This window comes from Ruegeria sp. C6 (assembly GCF_056537625.1).
On the sequence record NZ_JBQFRW010000002.1, the window covers coordinates 735,771 to 753,678 of the forward strand.

Annotated in this window: 19 protein-coding genes; 12 read left to right on the top strand and 7 right to left on the bottom strand. The window is 56.0% G+C overall.

Translation table 11 applies throughout. From position 1 onward, the window contains the following. Nucleotides 1-95: 95 nt before the first annotated feature. From ACR0MJ_RS10865 to rpsO, 3 genes are all read left to right on the top strand, one after another. A complete protein-coding gene (locus ACR0MJ_RS10865) occupies nucleotides 96-599 on the top strand; it encodes a DUF1643 domain-containing protein (RefSeq protein WP_170819207.1) in 504 nt (167 codons plus the stop codon). 96 nt (nucleotides 600-695) lie between these two features. Next, on the top strand, nucleotides 696-1,730 hold the full coding sequence (locus ACR0MJ_RS10870; RefSeq protein ID WP_480760949.1) for a calcium-binding protein: 1,035 nt from the start codon (nucleotides 696-698) through the stop codon (nucleotides 1,728-1,730). A gap of 143 nt (nucleotides 1,731-1,873) precedes the next feature. Then, nucleotides 1,874-2,143: a 30S ribosomal protein S15 gene (gene rpsO, locus ACR0MJ_RS10875; protein WP_050605082.1), complete on the top strand. Its 270-nt coding sequence runs from the start codon at nucleotides 1,874-1,876 to the stop codon at nucleotides 2,141-2,143. A 386-nt stretch (nucleotides 2,144-2,529) separates the two neighbouring features. Here rpsO and ACR0MJ_RS10880 read toward each other — a convergent pair whose 3' ends face one another. Then, nucleotides 2,530-3,777: an MFS transporter gene (locus tag ACR0MJ_RS10880; RefSeq protein ID WP_170408500.1), complete on the bottom strand. Its 1,248-nt coding sequence runs from the start codon at nucleotides 3,775-3,777 to the stop codon at nucleotides 2,530-2,532. A gap of 450 nt (nucleotides 3,778-4,227) precedes the next feature. Between ACR0MJ_RS10880 and ACR0MJ_RS10885 the strand changes: the two genes are divergently transcribed. Next, nucleotides 4,228-4,437 carry a hypothetical protein gene (locus tag ACR0MJ_RS10885; RefSeq protein WP_170408501.1) on the top strand — a complete coding sequence of 70 codons (210 nt, stop codon included), beginning with the start codon at nucleotides 4,228-4,230 and terminating at the stop codon, nucleotides 4,435-4,437. 116 nt (nucleotides 4,438-4,553) lie between these two features. Here the strand turns inward: ACR0MJ_RS10885 and ACR0MJ_RS10890 are convergent, their stop codons facing one another. Next, on the bottom strand, nucleotides 4,554-6,155 hold the full coding sequence (locus ACR0MJ_RS10890) for a BCCT family transporter (protein ID WP_170513982.1): 1,602 nt from the start codon (nucleotides 6,153-6,155) through the stop codon (nucleotides 4,554-4,556). A gap of 268 nt (nucleotides 6,156-6,423) precedes the next feature. Between ACR0MJ_RS10890 and ACR0MJ_RS10895 the strand changes: the two genes are divergently transcribed. The 4 genes from ACR0MJ_RS10895 to pnp all read left to right on the top strand — a co-directional run bounded on the left by ACR0MJ_RS10895 (nucleotide 6,424) and on the right by pnp (nucleotide 9,920). Continuing rightward, complete coding sequence (locus ACR0MJ_RS10895) at nucleotides 6,424-6,777, top strand: ArsR/SmtB family transcription factor (RefSeq protein ID WP_170426150.1); 354 nt, start codon at nucleotides 6,424-6,426, stop codon at nucleotides 6,775-6,777. Further along, nucleotides 6,758-7,180, top strand: coding sequence for an SRPBCC family protein (locus ACR0MJ_RS10900; protein ID WP_170408503.1), 423 nt, complete (start codon nucleotides 6,758-6,760; stop codon nucleotides 7,178-7,180). Before ACR0MJ_RS10895 ends, ACR0MJ_RS10900 begins: the two co-directional genes overlap by 20 nt. Next, a complete protein-coding gene (locus ACR0MJ_RS10905) occupies nucleotides 7,177-7,545 on the top strand; it encodes a DUF1761 family protein (RefSeq protein WP_480760954.1) in 369 nt (122 codons plus the stop codon). Before ACR0MJ_RS10900 ends, ACR0MJ_RS10905 begins: the two co-directional genes overlap by 4 nt. A gap of 224 nt (nucleotides 7,546-7,769) precedes the next feature. Next, entirely contained in the window at nucleotides 7,770-9,920 is a 2,151-nt protein-coding gene (gene pnp, locus ACR0MJ_RS10910) for a polyribonucleotide nucleotidyltransferase (protein ID WP_170515055.1), read from the top strand. Nucleotides 9,921-10,214: 294 nt separating this feature from the next. On the opposite strand, the gene ACR0MJ_RS10915 is transcribed toward pnp, so the two are convergent. Together ACR0MJ_RS10915 and ACR0MJ_RS10920 are read right to left on the bottom strand one after the other, a co-directional pair. Next, entirely contained in the window at nucleotides 10,215-10,715 is a 501-nt protein-coding gene (locus tag ACR0MJ_RS10915) for a helix-turn-helix transcriptional regulator (protein WP_170394711.1), read from the bottom strand. A 36-nt stretch (nucleotides 10,716-10,751) separates the two neighbouring features. After that, nucleotides 10,752-11,279, bottom strand: coding sequence for a hypothetical protein (locus ACR0MJ_RS10920; RefSeq protein WP_480760957.1), 528 nt, complete (start codon nucleotides 11,277-11,279; stop codon nucleotides 10,752-10,754). 250 nt (nucleotides 11,280-11,529) lie between these two features. Here ACR0MJ_RS10920 and ACR0MJ_RS10925 point away from each other — a divergent pair, with 250 nt between their 5' ends. Together ACR0MJ_RS10925 and ACR0MJ_RS10930 are read left to right on the top strand one after the other, a co-directional pair. Next, nucleotides 11,530-12,159: a TIGR02466 family protein gene (locus tag ACR0MJ_RS10925; protein WP_170737211.1), complete on the top strand. Its 630-nt coding sequence runs from the start codon at nucleotides 11,530-11,532 to the stop codon at nucleotides 12,157-12,159. Between the two features lie 316 nt (nucleotides 12,160-12,475). Next, a complete protein-coding gene (locus tag ACR0MJ_RS10930) occupies nucleotides 12,476-13,471 on the top strand; it encodes a Hint domain-containing protein (RefSeq protein WP_170426140.1) in 996 nt (331 codons plus the stop codon). A 39-nt stretch (nucleotides 13,472-13,510) separates the two neighbouring features. Here ACR0MJ_RS10930 and ACR0MJ_RS10935 read toward each other — a convergent pair whose 3' ends face one another. Next, entirely contained in the window at nucleotides 13,511-14,161 is a 651-nt protein-coding gene (locus ACR0MJ_RS10935; RefSeq protein ID WP_170408508.1) for a peroxiredoxin, read from the bottom strand. Nucleotides 14,162-14,379: 218 nt separating this feature from the next. On the opposite strand from ACR0MJ_RS10935, the gene ACR0MJ_RS10940 reads away from it, so the two are divergent. Continuing rightward, nucleotides 14,380-15,819, top strand: a complete 1,440-nt coding sequence (locus tag ACR0MJ_RS10940; RefSeq protein ID WP_170515067.1) for an aldehyde dehydrogenase family protein — start codon at nucleotides 14,380-14,382, stop codon at nucleotides 15,817-15,819. 56 nt (nucleotides 15,820-15,875) lie between these two features. On the opposite strand, the gene ACR0MJ_RS10945 is transcribed toward ACR0MJ_RS10940, so the two are convergent. Both ACR0MJ_RS10945 and ACR0MJ_RS10950 read right to left on the bottom strand, forming a co-directional pair. Then, entirely contained in the window at nucleotides 15,876-16,310 is a 435-nt protein-coding gene (locus tag ACR0MJ_RS10945; RefSeq protein ID WP_170408510.1) for a glyoxalase superfamily protein, read from the bottom strand. 175 nt (nucleotides 16,311-16,485) lie between these two features. Further along, nucleotides 16,486-17,337: a bifunctional helix-turn-helix domain-containing protein/methylated-DNA--[protein]-cysteine S-methyltransferase gene (locus ACR0MJ_RS10950; protein WP_480760961.1), complete on the bottom strand. Its 852-nt coding sequence runs from the start codon at nucleotides 17,335-17,337 to the stop codon at nucleotides 16,486-16,488. Between the two features lie 120 nt (nucleotides 17,338-17,457). Between ACR0MJ_RS10950 and ACR0MJ_RS10955 the strand changes: the two genes are divergently transcribed. After that, complete coding sequence (locus ACR0MJ_RS10955; protein WP_480760963.1) at nucleotides 17,458-17,907, top strand: MarR family winged helix-turn-helix transcriptional regulator; 450 nt, start codon at nucleotides 17,458-17,460, stop codon at nucleotides 17,905-17,907. The last annotated feature ends 1 nt before the right edge of the window (nucleotide 17,908 follow it).

Below are 17,908 nucleotides of genomic sequence, written 5' to 3' on the forward strand. Positions count from 1 at the left end.
GAAAAAGTCGATCAAATGAAGGCAGGTATAGCACAAGTTAGAGACCAGGACATCGACCCTTGTAAACGGGTCCAATTCCAGCCAAACCCGGCTGCATGATCACCCGTTCTCATACCAAGGGCGACGCGCCCTCGACTGCTATCTACTCCGATTGCGAAAAATACCGCTATAGCCTGACCCGTATCTGGAACCCGGGGGGCCGCAAGGCGTTGTTTGTGATGCTGAATCCGTCGACGGCGACCGAGGTGCAGAACGACCCCACGGTGGAACGTTGCGAGCGTCGCGCACGCACACTGGGTTTCGGAGCTTTTCAGGTCACCAATATCTTTGCCTGGCGCGACACTGATCCGCGCAAGATGCGTGCATCTGCAGATCCGGTGGGGCCTGAGAATGACGCAGCCATCCTGGACGGCGTGGAATGGGCGGATCAGGTCATCGCCGCCTGGGGCACCCATGGCGCACATCTGGAACGCGGCCCCGCAGTTGAGGACTTGCTGCGCGGCACGGGCCAGCCCTTGTTCCACCTTGGGCTGACCAAGGACGGGCATCCGAAGCATCCTCTCTACATTGCGTACACTCAGCAGCCCGAACCCTGGTGATAAAGGATTAACCACGCTCTCAGCTTCGCTTTGACCAAGCCATTGTTTGCATGAGATGTTTTACACTCGGAGCCATTGTGCTTGCGGAGGGTAGATATGTTTCTGATCGGATTATTCGGAATGGCCGCCATGGGTGGTGCCGCCTACGCAATCAGCGACGTACTTGTGCCAGAAGACAAAGGCGATGACGAGGATGAAGACGATCGCATCGAGGAAACGGCCGACGACGACCTGTCGGAAGGCAATTTGCTTGACGCGGACGAGAATGTCGACGAGCCCAGCTCTGCCGAGGAAACCGACTCTGACACTGGCGAGATTGTGTCTGAGTATGAGGGCGATCTGGTCATTGCGGGCGATGAGGATGCGGATGTTGTGACCGGGCAGGAAGGCAACGATCAGATCAACGGATATGGCGGGGACGACTGGATCGACGGCGGCGCCGGCAACGACGTGTTGTATGGCGGTGGTGGCGGGGACGTCCTGTTTGGCAACCTCGGGAATGATGTGCTCCATGGTGAATATGGTGACGACGCGCTGGACGGAATGTCAGGAAATGACGACCTGTATGGTCATTTCGGAACAGATGATCTGAGCGGCGGTGATGGGAATGACAGGCTTTTTGGTGGTCAGGGCGATGACACGTTAAGCGGCGATGACGGCGACGACGCGCTACAAGGCGGAGATGGCGACGACTACCTTGTTGGGGGTGCCGGTGAAGACGCCCTGTTTGGCGGAGATGGTGATGACATCTTGTCCGGAGAAGATGGCCTGGACGAGCCTGCGCGCGACTTCCTGAACGGGGGCTCTGGGGACGACGTCATTCTTGCCGAAGACGGCGATGTGGTCACAGGTGGAGAGGGTGAGGACGAGATCGTTGTGCAGTCCGACCCCGAGCAGGAAGCCACGACAATCATGGATTTCCAGATCGGTCACGACAAGCTTCTGATCACCTGGGACAACCCGGAAGAACCGGAATTGACGATCGAACAGGACAGTGAAAACAACAGCTTGACCCATGTTCGGGTCAATGGCGAAGACGTCGCTCAGCTTTTTGGCGCAGAGGGTCTGACTGTTGAAGATATTCAGTTTGTGACCGAAGCCCAGTTGGAGCAGTACGCCTTCACCAGTTGAGCCTGCAGAATCCCTTTGCCATTTGCGGTGAATGCGCCTATACGCGCCCATCCGCATCGGAATCGGTGCGGTTTTCTCCATGGGCCTGTGCTGGACGACATCCCGGCCTGCGCCATCAACTCTAACCTTTAAAGGAGACCCCGATGTCGATTACTGCCGCTGATAAAGCACGCGTCATGAAAGAATTCGCAACCAAGGACGGCGACACTGGTTCGCCTGAAGTCCAGGTTGCTATCCTGACCTCGCGCATCAACACCCTGACCGAGCACTTCAAAACCCACAAGAAAGACAACCACGGTCGTCGTGGTCTGCTGAAGATGGTTGCTCAGCGCCGTAAGCTGCTGGACTATCTGAAGGGCAAAGAAGAAGCACGCTATCAGGACCTGATCAAAAAGCTGGGCATCCGCCGCTAAACGCGTTTTGTTCATGTTGTACAGGCGCTGAGGCCCTGTTCGTACAAATTGTACATCTTGTACGCCCGCCATTTGGTGGGCGTATTTGTTTTGGTCACTGTCTAATCTAGTGAACTGTGCGGCGCGCGAATTTCCCGCCATGTTCATGAGAGACGGCACACACATACCTGCGGCCCAAACCTTACCGCTACGCAAAGAAGCGCAAACTTTTTTAACTTCCTGTGAACCACTTCACTGAACGCGGTCAAAGATTGCGCCATTCTGAGGATGTTAGTGAGTAGGCGCTTCTTTTGTTTCGAGCGTCAGGTTTTTCATAGTCCTCCCTTTTTTACTGGGCGTGCCTGTAGCGGGCGCGCCCATTTTCGTTCGGGACACACTGATGAAACCTACTTGCCTTTGGTATCAAGCGCTTGAACGCCGGGATGGCGAAACAGTTTCGCCATCGCAATCAGTGCCAGTACACCGCAGATGACCGCGAGCACGAAAGGCATCCGCAAATTGATAGCCATGAGGGACCCGCTGAGGGCCGTAATGGTCCCAGAGCCCAACGCGTAGATGGCGACTGTCACACCCATGACCCAACCTTGCTCGGTTGGGCCGACGCTCGCGGAAAACAACGAAAGCATGGTCGGGTACATGATCGCGAACGCGATGGTTATCGGAACAATCAGGACATAGGTCAGATCGGCCATGGGGTTCAGCATGAAGGCCAATATCCCAAGTGCCATCGCTGCAATGGAGACATACAGAATCGGAAACTTTTTATAGCGCTCGTGCAGCGGCGCGGTGAGGTAGGCACTGCCAAAGGCCATGGAGCCTCCGAACACGGCGAGGGCCATGCTGTTTTGAAGCGTACTGAACTTGAACCGGGTCAGCAGATACGTGTCGATGAAGAAGAAAAACGCATTCAGGCACATCAGCGAGAACAACATGACGACCGAAAGCCGCAAAACGACCGGGTGCGAGAAGACTTTCCACAGGTTCAAAACAACATCTAAAAGCCCGAAGTCAATTTTTTGTCTTTTGAAACCGGGTTCGGAGAAGAAGAACAGAATCAGTGCCATGTTGATCAGGATCAGGGCAATGGCGACGTAGAAAGGCAGTTCCAGTGACGCAAATGACCCCATCAGGTTTTGGTCGCTGAGCAATCCTGAAATCAGTGGCCCCCCGAGCAGGCCCAGCGCGGATGCCGCAACAATCATCCCGAGGTTTTTTGATTTCTCCTGATCGTCATGGCTGATGTCGATCAATGCGGCCTGCGCAATGGGTTGGTTGGCCGTCGTAAACCCGGAAATGGCGCGCCCCAAAAGTAACAGCCAATAGCTGGACGTCATGATCGCGGCCACAGTCAGAACGTAGCCGATCAGGGCACCGGTAAGGCAGATCATGATGCCTGTTTTACGCCCGATATAGTCCGACAACTTGGCGATGAAGGCCGCCCCGAAAAAGTAGAACAAAAAGAAGACGACAATCAGAATCGTATAGTCGAGCTGGCGGATATTCGTCGCTGTTCCATGTGCGAGGAAAGCCTGGTGTGGATCCAGCAGGATCGTGTTGAAAATCGGCACGATCAATCCAAAACCCATCACGTCAATGAATACGACCAGCAACAGAGACAATCGTGAAAGGTTCATAACAGCATCCTCGTTACGGTCCCGGAAAAATCCAACTTCAAAAACATTGAGGGGGCAGGTCACATCACAAGAAACACGCGCTGCGCCAAGAGTTGCCCAGAGTCAGGGTATGGGCTCTTTTGTTTTCTGTCCAATTTGGCGCGGCGACGGGCGGTATCCGGGGGGCTGACCTTGGGTTTCGAATTGTGACGCCGCGTCGCGAAAGCCGGGCCCTAGGTTAGAGGGTTGACGTAAGCGTAAGCAGTGTCGTGATTTTTTTCCAAGTGGTCAAAAAAATGATGCAAACAGCAGATTTCTTCCCCCTTTCTCGGCACCCCATTTTTCTTACATGGACGGTGTCGCTGCGGGTTCACACTCACGGAAGTTGGTCTTTGAGCCCTTCCCTCAAGTGGCTTGGACCTGACCCGCAGCGGCAAGGATTTGATGACCATATGTTGCGGGAGTTGAATGATGCCATTGAAGACAATTCTGAGCCGGGTGTTTGCAACCAAGATGTCTGAGACGTCCAACGCCACAAATGCGCGGTCGATTTTGAACAATCCCTACGACCATAAGAAGGCAATTTCGAAGGTCGAGACAGCGGCGGTTCTTCGCGGGATCCTAGAAGATGAAAAGATGGAATATCCAACCCAAGGCAAACGCGAGGATTCGCTGCACTGACCGCCGTTTGGTACGCTCCTGACGACTGCTGCATGGGTACGCGCTACAGGGGCCGCTCCGGACCAAAAACGCCCGCCGAACTGGCGGGCGTTTCGGTTTTCTCAGGATAATCCCAGTTACATCTTGGCCTTTTCTGATTTAAGCGCCAGCCACAGGCAGTAGCACATGATCAGAACCACCAAGGTAAACGGAATTCCAGTCGACACCGCTGCCCCTTGCAAGGCAGAGAGACCTCCGCCCAGCAGCAGTGCGATTGCGACGAGGCCTTCAAGCGTGCACCAGAACACGCGTTGCACAACCGGTGCGTCCATCTTTCCGCCTGCCGTGATCGTGTCGATCACCAGCGAGCCTGAGTCCGACGATGTGACAAAGAATACAACGATCAGGATCAGAGCGATCGGGGCAATGATGCCGTAAAGCGGCAGTTCCTTCAGGAACCCGAACAGCGCACCTTCTGGGGCGTAACTGTCGATCACCGTGGCGCGGACACCTTCTGCGCCGCCTGCGTTCAGCATGTCGATGGCTGCGCCGCCAAAGGTCGACATCCACAAGGCACATACCGCAGTGGGTGCCAGCAAGGCGCAGATCACGAATTCACGCACTGTGCGACCTTTGGAGATACGGGCGATGAACATGCCCACGAAAGGCGACCATGCGATCCACCAGGCCCAGTAGAAGGTTGTCCAGCCGTGGAAGTAACTGGTGTCTTCCCGACCGAACGGATTGGACAGAGCAGGCAGGTGCGTCACGTAATCCACCATCACGTTGAAATACCGTGCAATGGCGGTGCCGACACCGGTAACTACAATGACGAAGATGAACAGTCCTACGGCCATGATCATGTTGATCTCACTCAACCGTTTGACTCCTGCATCCATGCCCATCAGGACCGAGCCCAGTGCGATCATCGTAATGCCTATGATCAGCAGGACGGTGACGGTGGGGCTGGGTTCGATGCCAAAGACCTCATACAGCCCGGCGGCCACCTGTTGTGCGCCCAAACCCAATGATGTGGTCAGGCCGAAGAGGGTCGCGAATACTGCCAGAGTATCGATGATGTGGCCCCACCAGCCCCAGACGCGCTCGCCCAGGATCGGATAAAAAGCCGAACGCAGGGTCAATGGTAGCCCGAGATTATAGCTGAAGATTGCAAGCGCCAGACCAACGGCCGCATATACCGCCCAGCCTTCGAGACCCCAATGATGGATCGTGCCGACAATGCCGATATATTCGTTACCCGGCACAGCGATATCGATGCCCAGCGGGCGGGCGTTGCCGTCTTCTGCAAAGTTGTAATAGACCGGCTCCATCACGCCGAAGAACAACAGCCCGATGCCGATCCCGGCCGCGAACATCATCGCGATCCATCCGGCGTAGGAATAGTCGGGTTTGGCGTCCTTGCCGCCGATCCGCACCTTGCCCACCGGCAAGATGATCAACACCAGACAGAACAGGGTGATTGCGTCAACCGACAGCACCAGAAACCAGTCAAACGTGCTGGTCAGCCATGGTCGGAGCCAGCCAAAGAACGTGGCTGCGGATTCCTGATTTGCCAGCGCGATCAGGACGAACGCAAAGATCAGGATACTAGAGATCAAAAAGACCGGGTTATGGATGTCCAGACCGAAAGGCCGGACATTGTCCTGCCCCAGCTCATATTCGGTCTCAAAGTCATAAATCCGGGGATCCGGATCCAGCATTTTCTTGGTTTGTGCCATGCGTCTGCCCTTCTGTTCGCTACGTGCAAACGCCAAGGTATTCGACCGGCGGACGGAGGTGATATTCGTATTCCCTTGGCGCGTTTCCGTCGTTTCGACCGCAGGTATGGTGGTTTCAGCCTATACGGATACTAAATTTTCACCAAATATATTCGATTTCGCGAATAATTAGGCGGTGGGAGCGACCGAATTAGCTTTCAGAGCTGCAAATATCCTGTTATTCAACCAAATGGTTGACTGAAGCAGGAAAGGCATGTAATTCATCCAAATGGTTGAACGAGAGAATCGCTATGACCTAAGCGCTATATTGAAGGCCGCGTCCGACCCAACCCGCCGCGTGATCCTAACGATGCTCGCGCAGCAGGGCCCCTTGCGGGTGACGGATATTGCGCGGCAATTCGATATGAGCCTCAACTCGGTGTCCAAGCACATCAAGGTGCTGGAGAATGCCGGGCTGGTGCGGCGTCGGACGGAATGGCGCGAGCATCTGATCGAGGTGCAGATGGCCCCCTTGTCAGCCGTGGATGACTGGTTCGCCGGGCTGCGTTCGATCTGGGCGCTTCGGCTGGACGCCTTGGAAACTGCTTTGGAGGACCCAGAAGATGACGGAACTGTCCCTTGAAATAACCCGCGCCATTCCGCACCCGCCGGAAAAGGTGTTTGATGCTTGGCTAGACCCGGAAATGTTGGCCAAGTTCATGCTGCCCGGTCCCAACATGTCAGTGCCCGAAGCTTATTCTGACGCCAAGGTAGGGGGCCGGTTCAAGATCATCATGCGCGCGCCCGAGGCCGGGGACCTTCCGCATGAGGGCGAATACAAAGTGATCGACCGGCCCAATCGGCTGCAATTCACTTGGAACTCTCCTTACAGTCAGGACGATTCCACCGTGACGCTAGATTTCACGCCCACCGATAAGGGTACTGAATTGCGCCTGCACCACATCCGCTTCCCTTCGGAAGAAAGCCGAGACAATCATGAAGGCGGCTGGACCCGGATCCTTGAAGTGCTGGAGGTCGCGCTGTGAACAACTGGCTTGCCCTTGGCGCGGGAGTCATCGCCGCCTTTCTGCTGGGCTGGCTGGTCTACGGACCTGTGGGATTTCAGAAACGTTGGGCCGAAGGTACTCGGATCGATCCGACACCGCCTGACACACCACCTCTGCCTCAACTGGCAGCCCAGATCATATTTCTGATCCTGCTGGCTGCTGTGATCGCCGTGACCGAGACCACCAATAGCCTTGGCGTTGCAGTTCTGGCCATCCTTGCGGTGGCTGCTCAGGCCGCATCGGTCGGGGCATGGGCGCAGAAAAGCGGCTTCGCCATCGCAGTCGACACCGGATATGCGCTGGGCTGCGGCGTGGTGATGATATTGGCGCACGCTATCCTTTGATACATCGGCCCCTGCCCAGCTTGGGCGGGGGTTAGGCAATCCCCTGCCCCCCAAAAACTCCCGACTTTCCAAAGCTTGCAAACTGATGTATGGGCCTGTCATCTGAGACGTTGTGCCCTGACCCCGGCACTCGAATGGAAGATAAAGTGGGGTCGGCGGCAATGGGGCCGCCATGCAAACCGGAGACCCGCAGGGGCGGGAGTGCTCCGTTCTAGGATACGCATATGTTTGATGTAACAAAGAAATCGATTCAGTGGGGCGAAGAGACGCTGACACTGGAAACCGGCAAGGTTGCCCGTCAGGCCGACGGCAGCGTGATTGCCACGCTGGGTGAAACCAGCGTCATGGCGAACGTGACCTTTGCCCGTGCTCAAAAGCCCGGTCAGGATTTTTTCCCGCTGACCGTACACTATCAAGAAAAATACTATGCCGCCGGTAAGGTTCCGGGTGGCTTCTTCAAGCGCGAAGCGCGCCCGACCGAGAAAGAGACGCTGACCGCGCGTCTGATCGACCGTCCGATCCGCCCGCTGTTTGTTGACGGCTTCAAAAACGAAGTTCTGGTGATGTGCACCGTGCTGTCCCACGATCTGGTCAACGACCCCGACATCGTTGCGATGATCGCGGCATCCGCTGCTCTGACCATTTCCGGCGCGCCGTTCATGGGTCCGATCGCCGGTGCCCGCGTTGGTTTCGAGGATGGCGAATACGTTCTGAACCCGACCGTCGACGACATGCAGGACCTGCGCCTGAACCCTGAACAGCGTCTGGACCTGGTTGTCGCCGGTACCAAAGACGCCGTGATGATGGTGGAATCGGAAGCGTACGAACTGTCCGAGGCGGAAATGCTGGGCGCGGTAAACTTCGCGCATGAGCAAATTCAGCCCGTGATCGACCTGATCATCTCGCTGGCCGAAGAAGCCGCGAAAGAGCCGTTCGAATTTGTCGCCCCCGATTACTCGGAGCTGTCCGCCGCTGTTTCGGCTGCCGGTGAAGAGAAGATGCGCGCCGCGTTCGCGATCACCGACAAGCAAGAGCGCACCGCCGCTGTTGCCGCGGCCCGTGAAGCGATCAAGGAAGCGTTGACCGAAGAGCAACTAGAAGACGGCAACCTCGGTTCCGCTATGAAGAAGCTGGAAGCTGGCATTCTGCGCGGTGACGTCGTCAAAGGCGGCAAACGTATCGACGGTCGTTCGACCACCGATATCCGTTCGATCGTCGCAGAAACCTCGATGCTGCCGCGGACCCACGGTTCTGCCCTGTTCACCCGTGGTGAGACTCAGGCATTGGCCGTGACCACGCTGGGCACCGGTGACGACGAACAGTTCATCGACGCGCTACACGGCAACTTCAAATCGAACTTCCTGCTGCACTACAACTTCCCCCCCTACTCGGTTGGCGAAGTTGGCCGCGTGGGTGGTCCGGGCCGTCGTGAGATCGGCCACGGCAAGCTGGCATGGCGTGCCCTGCAGGCGGTTCTGCCTGCGGCGACCGACTTCCCCTACACGATCCGCATCGTGTCGGAGATCACCGAATCCAACGGCTCGTCCTCGATGGCGTCGGTTTGCGGTGGTTCGCTTTCGATGATGGATGCGGGCGTTCCGCTCAAAGCACCGGTTGCCGGTGTGGCCATGGGTCTGATCCTGGAAGATGACGGCAACTATGCCATCCTGTCGGACATTCTGGGTGACGAAGACCACCTTGGCGACATGGACTTCAAAGTGGCTGGCACCGAAAACGGCATCACCTCGCTGCAGATGGACATCAAGGTTGCGGGCATCACGCCTGAGATCATGGAGAAAGCCCTAGCGCAAGCCAAGGACGGCCGGATGCACATTCTGGGTGAGATGGGCAAAGCCCTGTCCGAGACCAACGAATTCTCGGTCCACGCGCCGCGCATCGAGACCATGAACATCCCCACCGACAAGATCCGTGAAGTGATCGGTTCAGGCGGCAAGGTCATCCGCGAGATCGTCGAGGTTTCGGGCGCCAAGGTCGACATCAATGACGACGGCGTCATCAAGATCGCTTCGCCCGACGGTGAATCGATCAAGAAGGCCTATGAGATGATCCACTCGATCGTTGCTGAGCCGGAAGAAGGCCAGATCTACACCGGTAAAGTGGTCAAGATCGTCGACTTCGGTGCCTTCGTGAACTTCTTTGGCAAGCGCGACGGTCTGGTGCACGTGTCCCAGATCGAAAACCGACGCCTGAACCATCCGTCGGATGTTCTGAAAGAAGGTCAGGAAGTAAAGGTCAAGCTGCTGGGCTTTGACGATCGCGGCAAGGTGCGCCTGTCGATGAAAGTTGTCGATCAGGAAACCGGCGAAGAGATCGTTCCCGAGAAGAAAGAAAAGAAAGAGGAAAGCGCAGAGTAATCTGCCTCTTTTGCAAGAACGAAGGCCCCGGTAATCCGCCGGGGCCTTTTTCTTTGGGCGAATGTCGAGTGCCGTAGCGATGCTGTGGAATGTGCCGACCATCAGCTGGTGGTGGGGCAGGCTTCAATTTTGATGAGGCTACAATTCTGATTGTTGAGTGCATTGCCCTGAAACAGAGCCTCGCAACCACTTAAAACGTTGGCTTTACAGGCCCGAGGCATCTACTTGGGCGTTCTTTTCTACTCATTGCCGATAAATGAATGAATTTACGACGATATCCGATCGTTTCTTGGTTTATTTCTTTTCTTCGATCAAAAGCTCTTCTATGAGCGCGCCTAACAGTTGCGTCCTCGATTTGACCTTAGCTTTTTTGTAGATTGAATTGTTCTGGGACTTGATTGTTCCCTCGCTGGTCTCGCGCAGTTTAGCTATTTCTGCGAGGGACAGGCCCTTTACGGTGAGCAGTGCAACATCTCGTTCCGCAGCACTAAGGCCCCAACGGTCGAACTGTAGTTCCAGCATCCGAAAAAACTCGCCTTGTGCCTTTCGCAGGTTCTGTTTGACTTCTTGGTGACGTCGCAAAAACAGCCTGTGGCTTTGCCAAATCAAAAGCCCCCCAAGAATAAACCCAAATAAGGTGATGAGAGCCGTGATTTCATGGACCACCCAACTCGCGGAAAAAATGTAGTATCCTGTTATTTCGCCAATCAATTCGATCACGAACGTCAAAGCAGAGATCGCATATACAGCGATCCCCGCTTTGAACATGGCTTCTTTTTTAAACCATTTGTTCAAACCCCAATCTCGCTTGGGCTCAAGTTGGAAGCTGAATTAATCATCGTCGCCTTCGTCATCCCCTTCGCCATCGTCGCCTTCGCTATCGCGCTCGCCATCGTCGCCTTCGCTATCGCGTTCGCCGTCATCGCCTTCGCTGTCGCGCTCGCCATCGTCGCCCTCGCTGTCGCGCTCGCCATCGTCGCCTTCGCTGTCGCGCTCACCATCGTCGCCTTCGCTATCGTTTTCCCCATCGCCTTCGTCATCGTCACCTTCGTCATCAAATCCTTCGTCGTCATCTTCGTCATCAAAATCTTCGTCGTCATCTTCCTCATCGTCGAACTCATCGTCTCGCTCTGAACGATCCCGAACGATGGTTCCGTCTTTCCCCAGCACCACTTCTCTCTCGATTCCAGGTCCAGTCGCTTCAAAGCGAAGATTCCCAAACAGCGTGTTGGTTATTTCGATTCGTTGGAAACCTTGTTCTGTGAGTTCGTCGATGATGTCTTGCTTGGTGGTTTGCGAAAGCGCCGTGGTGGCCATCAGAACGAAAGTTGATGTCAGACCGATAGTTTTCTTGTTCATGTTCCCATCCTCAAAGGAATTGCCAATTGAACTAAAACATCGGCGCTTTGCGATGGGAATATAACTTAGGTTGGTTAGGCCAGACTTGAACCAAAGAACTATATCCTCAACGGTACTGGGTAATGCGCGCAATGTGCGGGAACGTGGATTTGGAGAGCGCCGAAAAATTTTTCAGGAGCAAATTCCTGAATTTGATCTCGGACCGATCTGAATTTACAGCAATGTAGTTTTTGAAGGTGACACCGAGGATATGCCCGAAGCCAAGAAATTCGAAAAGCTCTTCTCTACTCCAATGATGCGATTTGTGGTGCCTAACAGTGCAGCGCTTAATGCGGCGATTCTGTTTGAGGCCGAAAAGATGCGTGAGGAAGACGAGGGTGCCTCAAAATCCAATCGCGGCGGATGGCACTCAAACGGAAACCTCTTTGATCGCGATACGCCCGCTATTCAGAATTTGCGAGACGCGGCCGAAGATGCAGTGTTTCAAATAACACGAAAGGTCTCAGACAAGGTTGAACCGGATAAACTTCGCCTGAAACTGTTCGGGTGGATAAACGACAATCCTTCCGGCGGGTACAATGCGCCGCATACTCATCCCGGCGCGCATTGGTCTGGAGTGTACTATGTTTCTCAACCCGAGATCGAAGAAGGTTCGTCTGGAATGATTGAGTTTCTCGACCCCCGAAACGAGTTGCCTCACTGGCGCATACTTCAGGCGAGTGCGTTTCGGAACAAAAAGAAGCTGCGCCCGGCAGCCGGCGAAATGATCCTTTTTCCATCCTATCTGACTCATTGGGTCCACCCAAACCAAAGTAAAGAAAGCCGCGTCACGGTTGCCTTCAACGCAACCTTTCGACGTCCAAAATCGGATCCCAGTTAATCGCCTCGAGATACGCAGCCTCTGTGGTATCGAACATCATGGCAATGTTTCGCCTGGTCAACGCAGTCAGCGCGGCTTTCAGTTTCCATCAGAAGCTACAATCCTTTGGCAGCGAGACCGCGTTCAACTGACGTATCCGATCCCAACCACCGCCTCGGCAGGCGTGCCCACAGTCGATCCAACCATAGCCAATCTGCCTTTTTCGATCAGTGCCGCTTTCGAGCCCTGCGCGTCACGGTAAACGATATGTTAACACTTCTAAGTTGAGTTAGCTCAAAGTTAAGGAAATCCAAATCATCTGGGACGTCGCCGCGCTTTGGCCTCTATCACCATCTTTGAGATCGACGGAGATCCGTTTGGCAACCCCAGTGTGACGGTGACCCAGGGGTTTCAGGTCACCATTACTGATGATGATAATTTTCTCGAAAATCCGGACAACAACGGCAGCCAACAGTTCGATACCCTCCCAATCCCCGGGCTGAGCAACTCCGGCAGCTTTCAGATATTTGAAGGCTACAGCGCGACGGTCGGAGGTGCACCGGTCACCTACACACTGCTGCAATTCTCGGGTACGCAATACATCGTTGTGACCTCGGGAAACGTTGCTGTTAACGATGTACTGACAGGCAACTCACTGGCCCAGAGTACTGCACCTGCGGTCGAATATGATAACCTTCCCAGCTTTGTCTGCTTTACTTCGGGGTCACATATTCTGACACCGTCGGGCCAGCGTCTGATCGAAGAAGTAAAAGCAGGCGATCATGTGATCACCGCAGATGGCACCGGTCGGGCCGTGCGCTGGGTGGGTCGGCGACGGCTGAGTGAGGCGGATCTGAGACAGACCCCTAAGCATTGCCCGATCCGGATCAGTGCGGGCAGTCTTGGGCCGCAGACACCATCGCGAGATCTGCTGCTGTCACCTCAGCATCGGGTTGTCGTGTCCTCACCTGCATTGGAATTGCATCATAGTCACCCGCTGATGTTGGCGACGGCCAAGTCTCTGCTCAACGGCAAGTCTATCACGCAAGTACCGCCAAGCGGGGGCGTCGAGTACATTCACATTCTATTCGACCAGCATGAGCTGGTGAATGTCGAAGGATTGTGGTCGGAATCGTTTTATCCCGGCGGATATACGCTGGACGCGATGAGCAGTGCAGTGAAGGAGGAACTATTCGAGCTGTTCCCTGAGCTTCATTCCGATACAGGCGGCTATGGTGATACGGTGCTGCCGGTTCTGAAACCGTACGAAGTGCAGATGCTGCGCCCGGAGCTATCTGCACCTTGCGGCGCAACCTCGGCGTTTGCGCATTAGAAGAAGGCGGGGGCTTTCGCCCCCTGCCCGTTGATCCGATTACGACGGCGCTTTGGTTTTGCGCAGATAGGGGAAGATCGTCTCGAACTCGCCGAACTTCTCTTTTGCCTCATCGTTGGAGACCGCAGGTGGAATGATCACATCCTCACCCGGCACCCAATTTGCGGGGGTTGCCACGCCCTTGGCGCTCATCTGCAGGCCATCCAGCGCACGCAGAATCTCGGCAAAGTTGCGGCCCACGGTCATCGGGTAGGTCATGGACAGTTTCAACTGCTTATCGGGTCCGATGATAAAGACAGAGCGTACAGTTGCGCTGTCGGCAGGCGTGCGGCCGTCGGGCAGATAGGCCTCGGCCGGCAGCATGTCGAAGGCTTTGGACACAGCCAGACCGTCATCGGCGATGATCGGGAAGCCGGGGTTGGCGTTGCCATAGGCCTCGATATCTTTTTTCCACTTCTTATGATCTTCGACACCATCGACCGACACGCCGATCACTTTGGTGTTCCGCGCCGCCCATTCATCGTTCAGCTGCGCAACTGCCGAAAACTCGGTCGTGCAAACAGGAGTGAAGTCCTTGGGGTGTGAGAACAGGATGGCCCAGCTATCGCCAATCCAGTCATGAAACTGGACGGTGCCCTGATCTGTCTCTGCGGTGAAATTCGGGACCGTATCATTGATGCGCAAACCCATTGGGAAACTCCTTTCCTGTGAAAAATCGCGAGTCGATTGCTGCCAACCTAATCACTTTGCGCAGAGGTTAAACCATTCATGTTGCGCTGTCAGAAGATTCAGTAGGTAGATAATTTGATCAAATTATGTTTTACCCTTGCCCGACACCCGGGTGGGTGACAGAGTGCGAATGAAAACCGACCGTTCGGTCGATTGATTCCTGATCCGGAGGATGAGCCATGATCGAAAAACGCGATTTCTATATCAACGGCAAATGGGTCGCCCCATCAGAGCCGAATGATTTCGAAGTGATCGACCCGTCGACCGAAGAACCATGCGCGGTGATCTCGCTAGGGTCAGAGGCTGACACTAACGCCGCGGTTGCTGCGGCCAAAGCTGCTCTGCCTGGTTGGATGGCAACCCCGGTGGACGAGCGCATCGCTTTGGTCGAGAAACTGGTCGATATTTACGCCACCCGCTCAGAGGATCTGGCCCAGGCGATGTCGATGGAGATGGGTGCACCGATCGATATGGCGCGCAGCCAGCAATCGGGCGCGGGGATCTATCACCTGAAAAACTTCATCCGTGCCGCCAAGGCGTTCCAATTCGAACGTCCGTTGGGCGATCATGCGCCGAATGACCGGATCATCTATGAAGCGGTGGGTGTGGCAGCCCTGATCACCCCATGGAATTGGCCGATGAATCAGGTCACGCTCAAGGTCGGCGCGGCGGCGATTGCGGGCTGCACGATGGTGCTGAAACCGTCCGAGCAAAGCCCGCTGAACGCGATGATCTTTGCTGAGATGATGGATGAGGCTGGCTTCCCGGCTGGTGTTTTCAACCTGGTGAATGGCGATGGCGTGGGCGTGGGCTCTCAGCTCTCGGGGCACGCAGATGTTGATATGGTCAGCTTCACCGGTTCGACCCGCGCGGGCACGGCGATTTCCAAGAATGCGGCGGATACACTGAAGAAAGTGCATCTGGAACTGGGCGGCAAAGGGGCCAATGTAGTCTTCGCCGATGCCGACGAAAAGGCGGTAAAACGCGGCGTCCTGCACATGATGAACAACACCGGTCAAAGCTGTAACGCGCCCAGCCGGATGCTGGTGCAGCGTCCGATCTATGATCAGGCGGTTGAGACAGCCGCCGAAGTGGCGAACAAGGTCACCGTCGGCAGTGCCGCCGAGGAAGGCCGACATATCGGACCGGTGGTGAACGAAGTGCAGTGGACCAAAATTCAGGACCTGATCCAGAAAGGAATTGATGAGGGCGCGCGTCTGGTTGCAGGCGGCACGGGTCGGCCAGAGGGGCTGAACAAGGGCTATTATGTGCGCCCAACGGTTTTTGCCGATGCCAATAACCAGATGACGATCGCGCGCGAGGAGATCTTTGGCCCGGTTCTGACTATGATCCCCTTCGACACCGAAGAAGAAGCCATCGAGATTGCCAATGACACACCTTACGGGCTGACCAATTATGTTCAGACCCAAGACGGTGCACGCGCCAACCGAATGGCTCGCGTCTTGCGCTCGGGCATGGTTGAGATGAACGGCCAGTCGCGCAGCGCTGGGTCCCCGTTTGGTGGGATGAAACAGTCCGGCAATGGCCGCGAAGGCGGGGTTTGGGGCTTGGAGGACTTCCTTGAGGTCAAGGCCGTCGGGGGCTGGGCTGCCGAATAACCCGGTTTTGGTGGTATCAAAATGTGAGGCACCCTAAGGGTGCCTCGCTTTGTTTCTTACGCAGGTCGGACGATAAGCTGCGGCTCTCCGTCCGATGTGTGACGGGTGGATCGACCATCCCAGCCAATCTCACCTGTCACCCGCTGGCGAAGGGAGGAAAAACTGTCGAACCGGACCACATCTACGGGCACGTCGAACTGAAGGGTCACCCGGCGATGTCCGCCATCCCCAATCATGGTCAGACCGCGGATTTCGGCGGTGAAGGGCTGACCCAGATATCGGCCCTCAACCCGGTCACCAACGCGCAACTGCACTCGATTTCCTGCCATCGCGTGCAACGTGTTCCAATCCCGCGCACCGAGTTGATGCGCCAACAGTTCCAGCGCCTCGCTATGCGATAGCTTCACTCCGGCGTCCTGCAGGCGTTTGCGCAGGCGTTTTGCCTGCTCTTTCAGCTCCGCAACCGGAGCGATGTTCTGAGTATGTGTCATGGTGTGCCTCGTTTCCTGAAACGGGCGCGAAATCTGGACGGGGTTCGCATTGCCATCCGCGCGCCTGGAAAGGGCAACAGATGTGATTCAATCGGGTTTCACCAAAGCCTAAGGCCGCGAACGGCAGGGGACCCGAACCTGCCGTGCATATGGCAACGACACGCCAGAATGTCAATCAGGCGTCGGCCTGCGCCGCCTCATAGGCCAGCATGGCGCGTTTGACGGGCAGTCCCCAGTGGTAGCCGCCCAAGCCGCCCGATTTGCGCAAGGCACGGTGGCAGGGGATCAGCCAACTGACCGGGTTCCGCCCAACTGCGGTGCCCACGGCGCGCACCGCTTGGGGTGAGCCGATCCGCTGCGCGATCTCGGAATAGGTGGTGACCTGCCCCGAGGGGATGTGCATCAGCGCTTCCCATACCTTGATCTGCAGTGGTGAGCCGATCAGGTAGAGCGGGGTCGGCTCCAACCGGTCGCTGGCCGCACCGAACGCGCTGAGCACCCAAGGCCGCAGGCGCATCGGGTCCTCGACAAAATCAGCATTGGGCCAACGAGAGATCATGTCTTCCATCGCCGCCTCCTCGCCTGTCTCGGCCCCAAATGCGATTCCACAGATTCCCTTGTCAGTTCCCATAACCAGCGCAGGGCCAAAGGGGCATTCGAACCAGCCCCAGTAGATCGTGAGACCTGCGCCTTTGCGGGCATATTCACCGGGGCTCATGGATTCCCATTTCAGGAACAGGTCATGCAGCCGCCCACTGCCGGACAGCCCCACATTATGAGCGGTTTCCAGCGTGGTGAAACGCTCGTGCAACAGAGCTTTGGCATGGCCGAGAGTCAGGTATTGCTGGTATCGCTTCGGCGAGACCCCGGTCCAGCGTGAGAACAGACGCTGAAAGTGGGCAGGGCTCATATCCATCTGGCGAGCCAACTCATCAAGACTGAGACTCTCTCCGCCTTGATCGATCAATTCGATCGCGCGCCGCATGACGTTATAATGATATCCGCTTTCTGCTGTCTGGACGTTCATCGGTCACCTCATCAGTTACAGGAACAGTAACTTGCCCCTGTCGATCTTGCGACCCGGAACCTGCGCTTTATCTTGTCAACTGAGTTGACGAATCAAATCGATTTCTCCTACCATTCAGGTATGGGACACAGGTTGGATCAGCTTTATCAGGCAGTTCAGGCCACCCGGCCTTTGCTGCGGAACATCACGGCAGCAGTTGAGCAGGGCAGCCAGCGCAAAGGCGTGACCGTCGGGCAACGTGCCCTTTTGGAAGGTCTGTCGCTATCTCCCGGCGCGACAGCCCCGGTGCTATGCGCCGAGCTGCAGCTGAAACGACAATATGTCTCGCGCATCTTAAAAGAGTTGATGGGTGCACAGCTGATCGAAAGCCAGCCCAATCCCAAACGTGCAGGCACCTACTGCTACCGGCTGAGCCCTGCGGGCGAAGAGACGATCAGGGCAATCAGAGCGGATGAGATGGCCAAGCTGACACGCTTTGCACAGGATTTTTCTGCGTCAGAGCTTGCCGCCTACCACAAGGTTCAGCTGGCCCTGACCCGCTATTTCGCAGAACTCGCCAAGGAGGCCTGAC

What these genes read in the sequence shown, in the direction of transcription:
- ACR0MJ_RS10880 (WP_170408500.1), bottom strand. Translation starts at nt 3,777, where the DNA reads ATGAACCTTTCACGATTGTCTCTGTTGCTGGTCGTATTCATTGACGTG.
- rpsO (WP_050605082.1), top strand. Translation starts at nt 1,874, where the DNA reads ATGTCGATTACTGCCGCTGATAAAGCACGCGTCATGAAAGAATTCGCA.
- ACR0MJ_RS10940 (WP_170515067.1), top strand. Translation starts at nt 14,380, where the DNA reads ATGATCGAAAAACGCGATTTCTATATCAACGGCAAATGGGTCGCCCCA.
- ACR0MJ_RS10935 (WP_170408508.1), bottom strand. Translation starts at nt 14,161, where the DNA reads ATGGGTTTGCGCATCAATGATACGGTCCCGAATTTCACCGCAGAGACA.
- ACR0MJ_RS10885 (WP_170408501.1), top strand. Translation starts at nt 4,228, where the DNA reads ATGCCATTGAAGACAATTCTGAGCCGGGTGTTTGCAACCAAGATGTCT.
- ACR0MJ_RS10945 (WP_170408510.1), bottom strand. Translation starts at nt 16,310, where the DNA reads ATGACACATACTCAGAACATCGCTCCGGTTGCGGAGCTGAAAGAGCAG.
- ACR0MJ_RS10920 (WP_480760957.1), bottom strand. Translation starts at nt 11,279, where the DNA reads ATGAACAAGAAAACTATCGGTCTGACATCAACTTTCGTTCTGATGGCC.
- ACR0MJ_RS10955 (WP_480760963.1), top strand. Translation starts at nt 17,458, where the DNA reads ATGGGACACAGGTTGGATCAGCTTTATCAGGCAGTTCAGGCCACCCGG.
- ACR0MJ_RS10870 (WP_480760949.1), top strand. Translation starts at nt 696, where the DNA reads ATGTTTCTGATCGGATTATTCGGAATGGCCGCCATGGGTGGTGCCGCC.
- ACR0MJ_RS10895 (WP_170426150.1), top strand. Translation starts at nt 6,424, where the DNA reads ATGGTTGAACGAGAGAATCGCTATGACCTAAGCGCTATATTGAAGGCC.
- pnp (WP_170515055.1), top strand. Translation starts at nt 7,770, where the DNA reads ATGTTTGATGTAACAAAGAAATCGATTCAGTGGGGCGAAGAGACGCTG.
- ACR0MJ_RS10925 (WP_170737211.1), top strand. Translation starts at nt 11,530, where the DNA reads ATGCCCGAAGCCAAGAAATTCGAAAAGCTCTTCTCTACTCCAATGATG.
- ACR0MJ_RS10865 (WP_170819207.1), top strand. Translation starts at nt 96, where the DNA reads ATGATCACCCGTTCTCATACCAAGGGCGACGCGCCCTCGACTGCTATC.
- ACR0MJ_RS10900 (WP_170408503.1), top strand. Translation starts at nt 6,758, where the DNA reads ATGACGGAACTGTCCCTTGAAATAACCCGCGCCATTCCGCACCCGCCG.
- ACR0MJ_RS10890 (WP_170513982.1), bottom strand. Translation starts at nt 6,155, where the DNA reads ATGGCACAAACCAAGAAAATGCTGGATCCGGATCCCCGGATTTATGAC.
- ACR0MJ_RS10950 (WP_480760961.1), bottom strand. Translation starts at nt 17,337, where the DNA reads ATGAACGTCCAGACAGCAGAAAGCGGATATCATTATAACGTCATGCGG.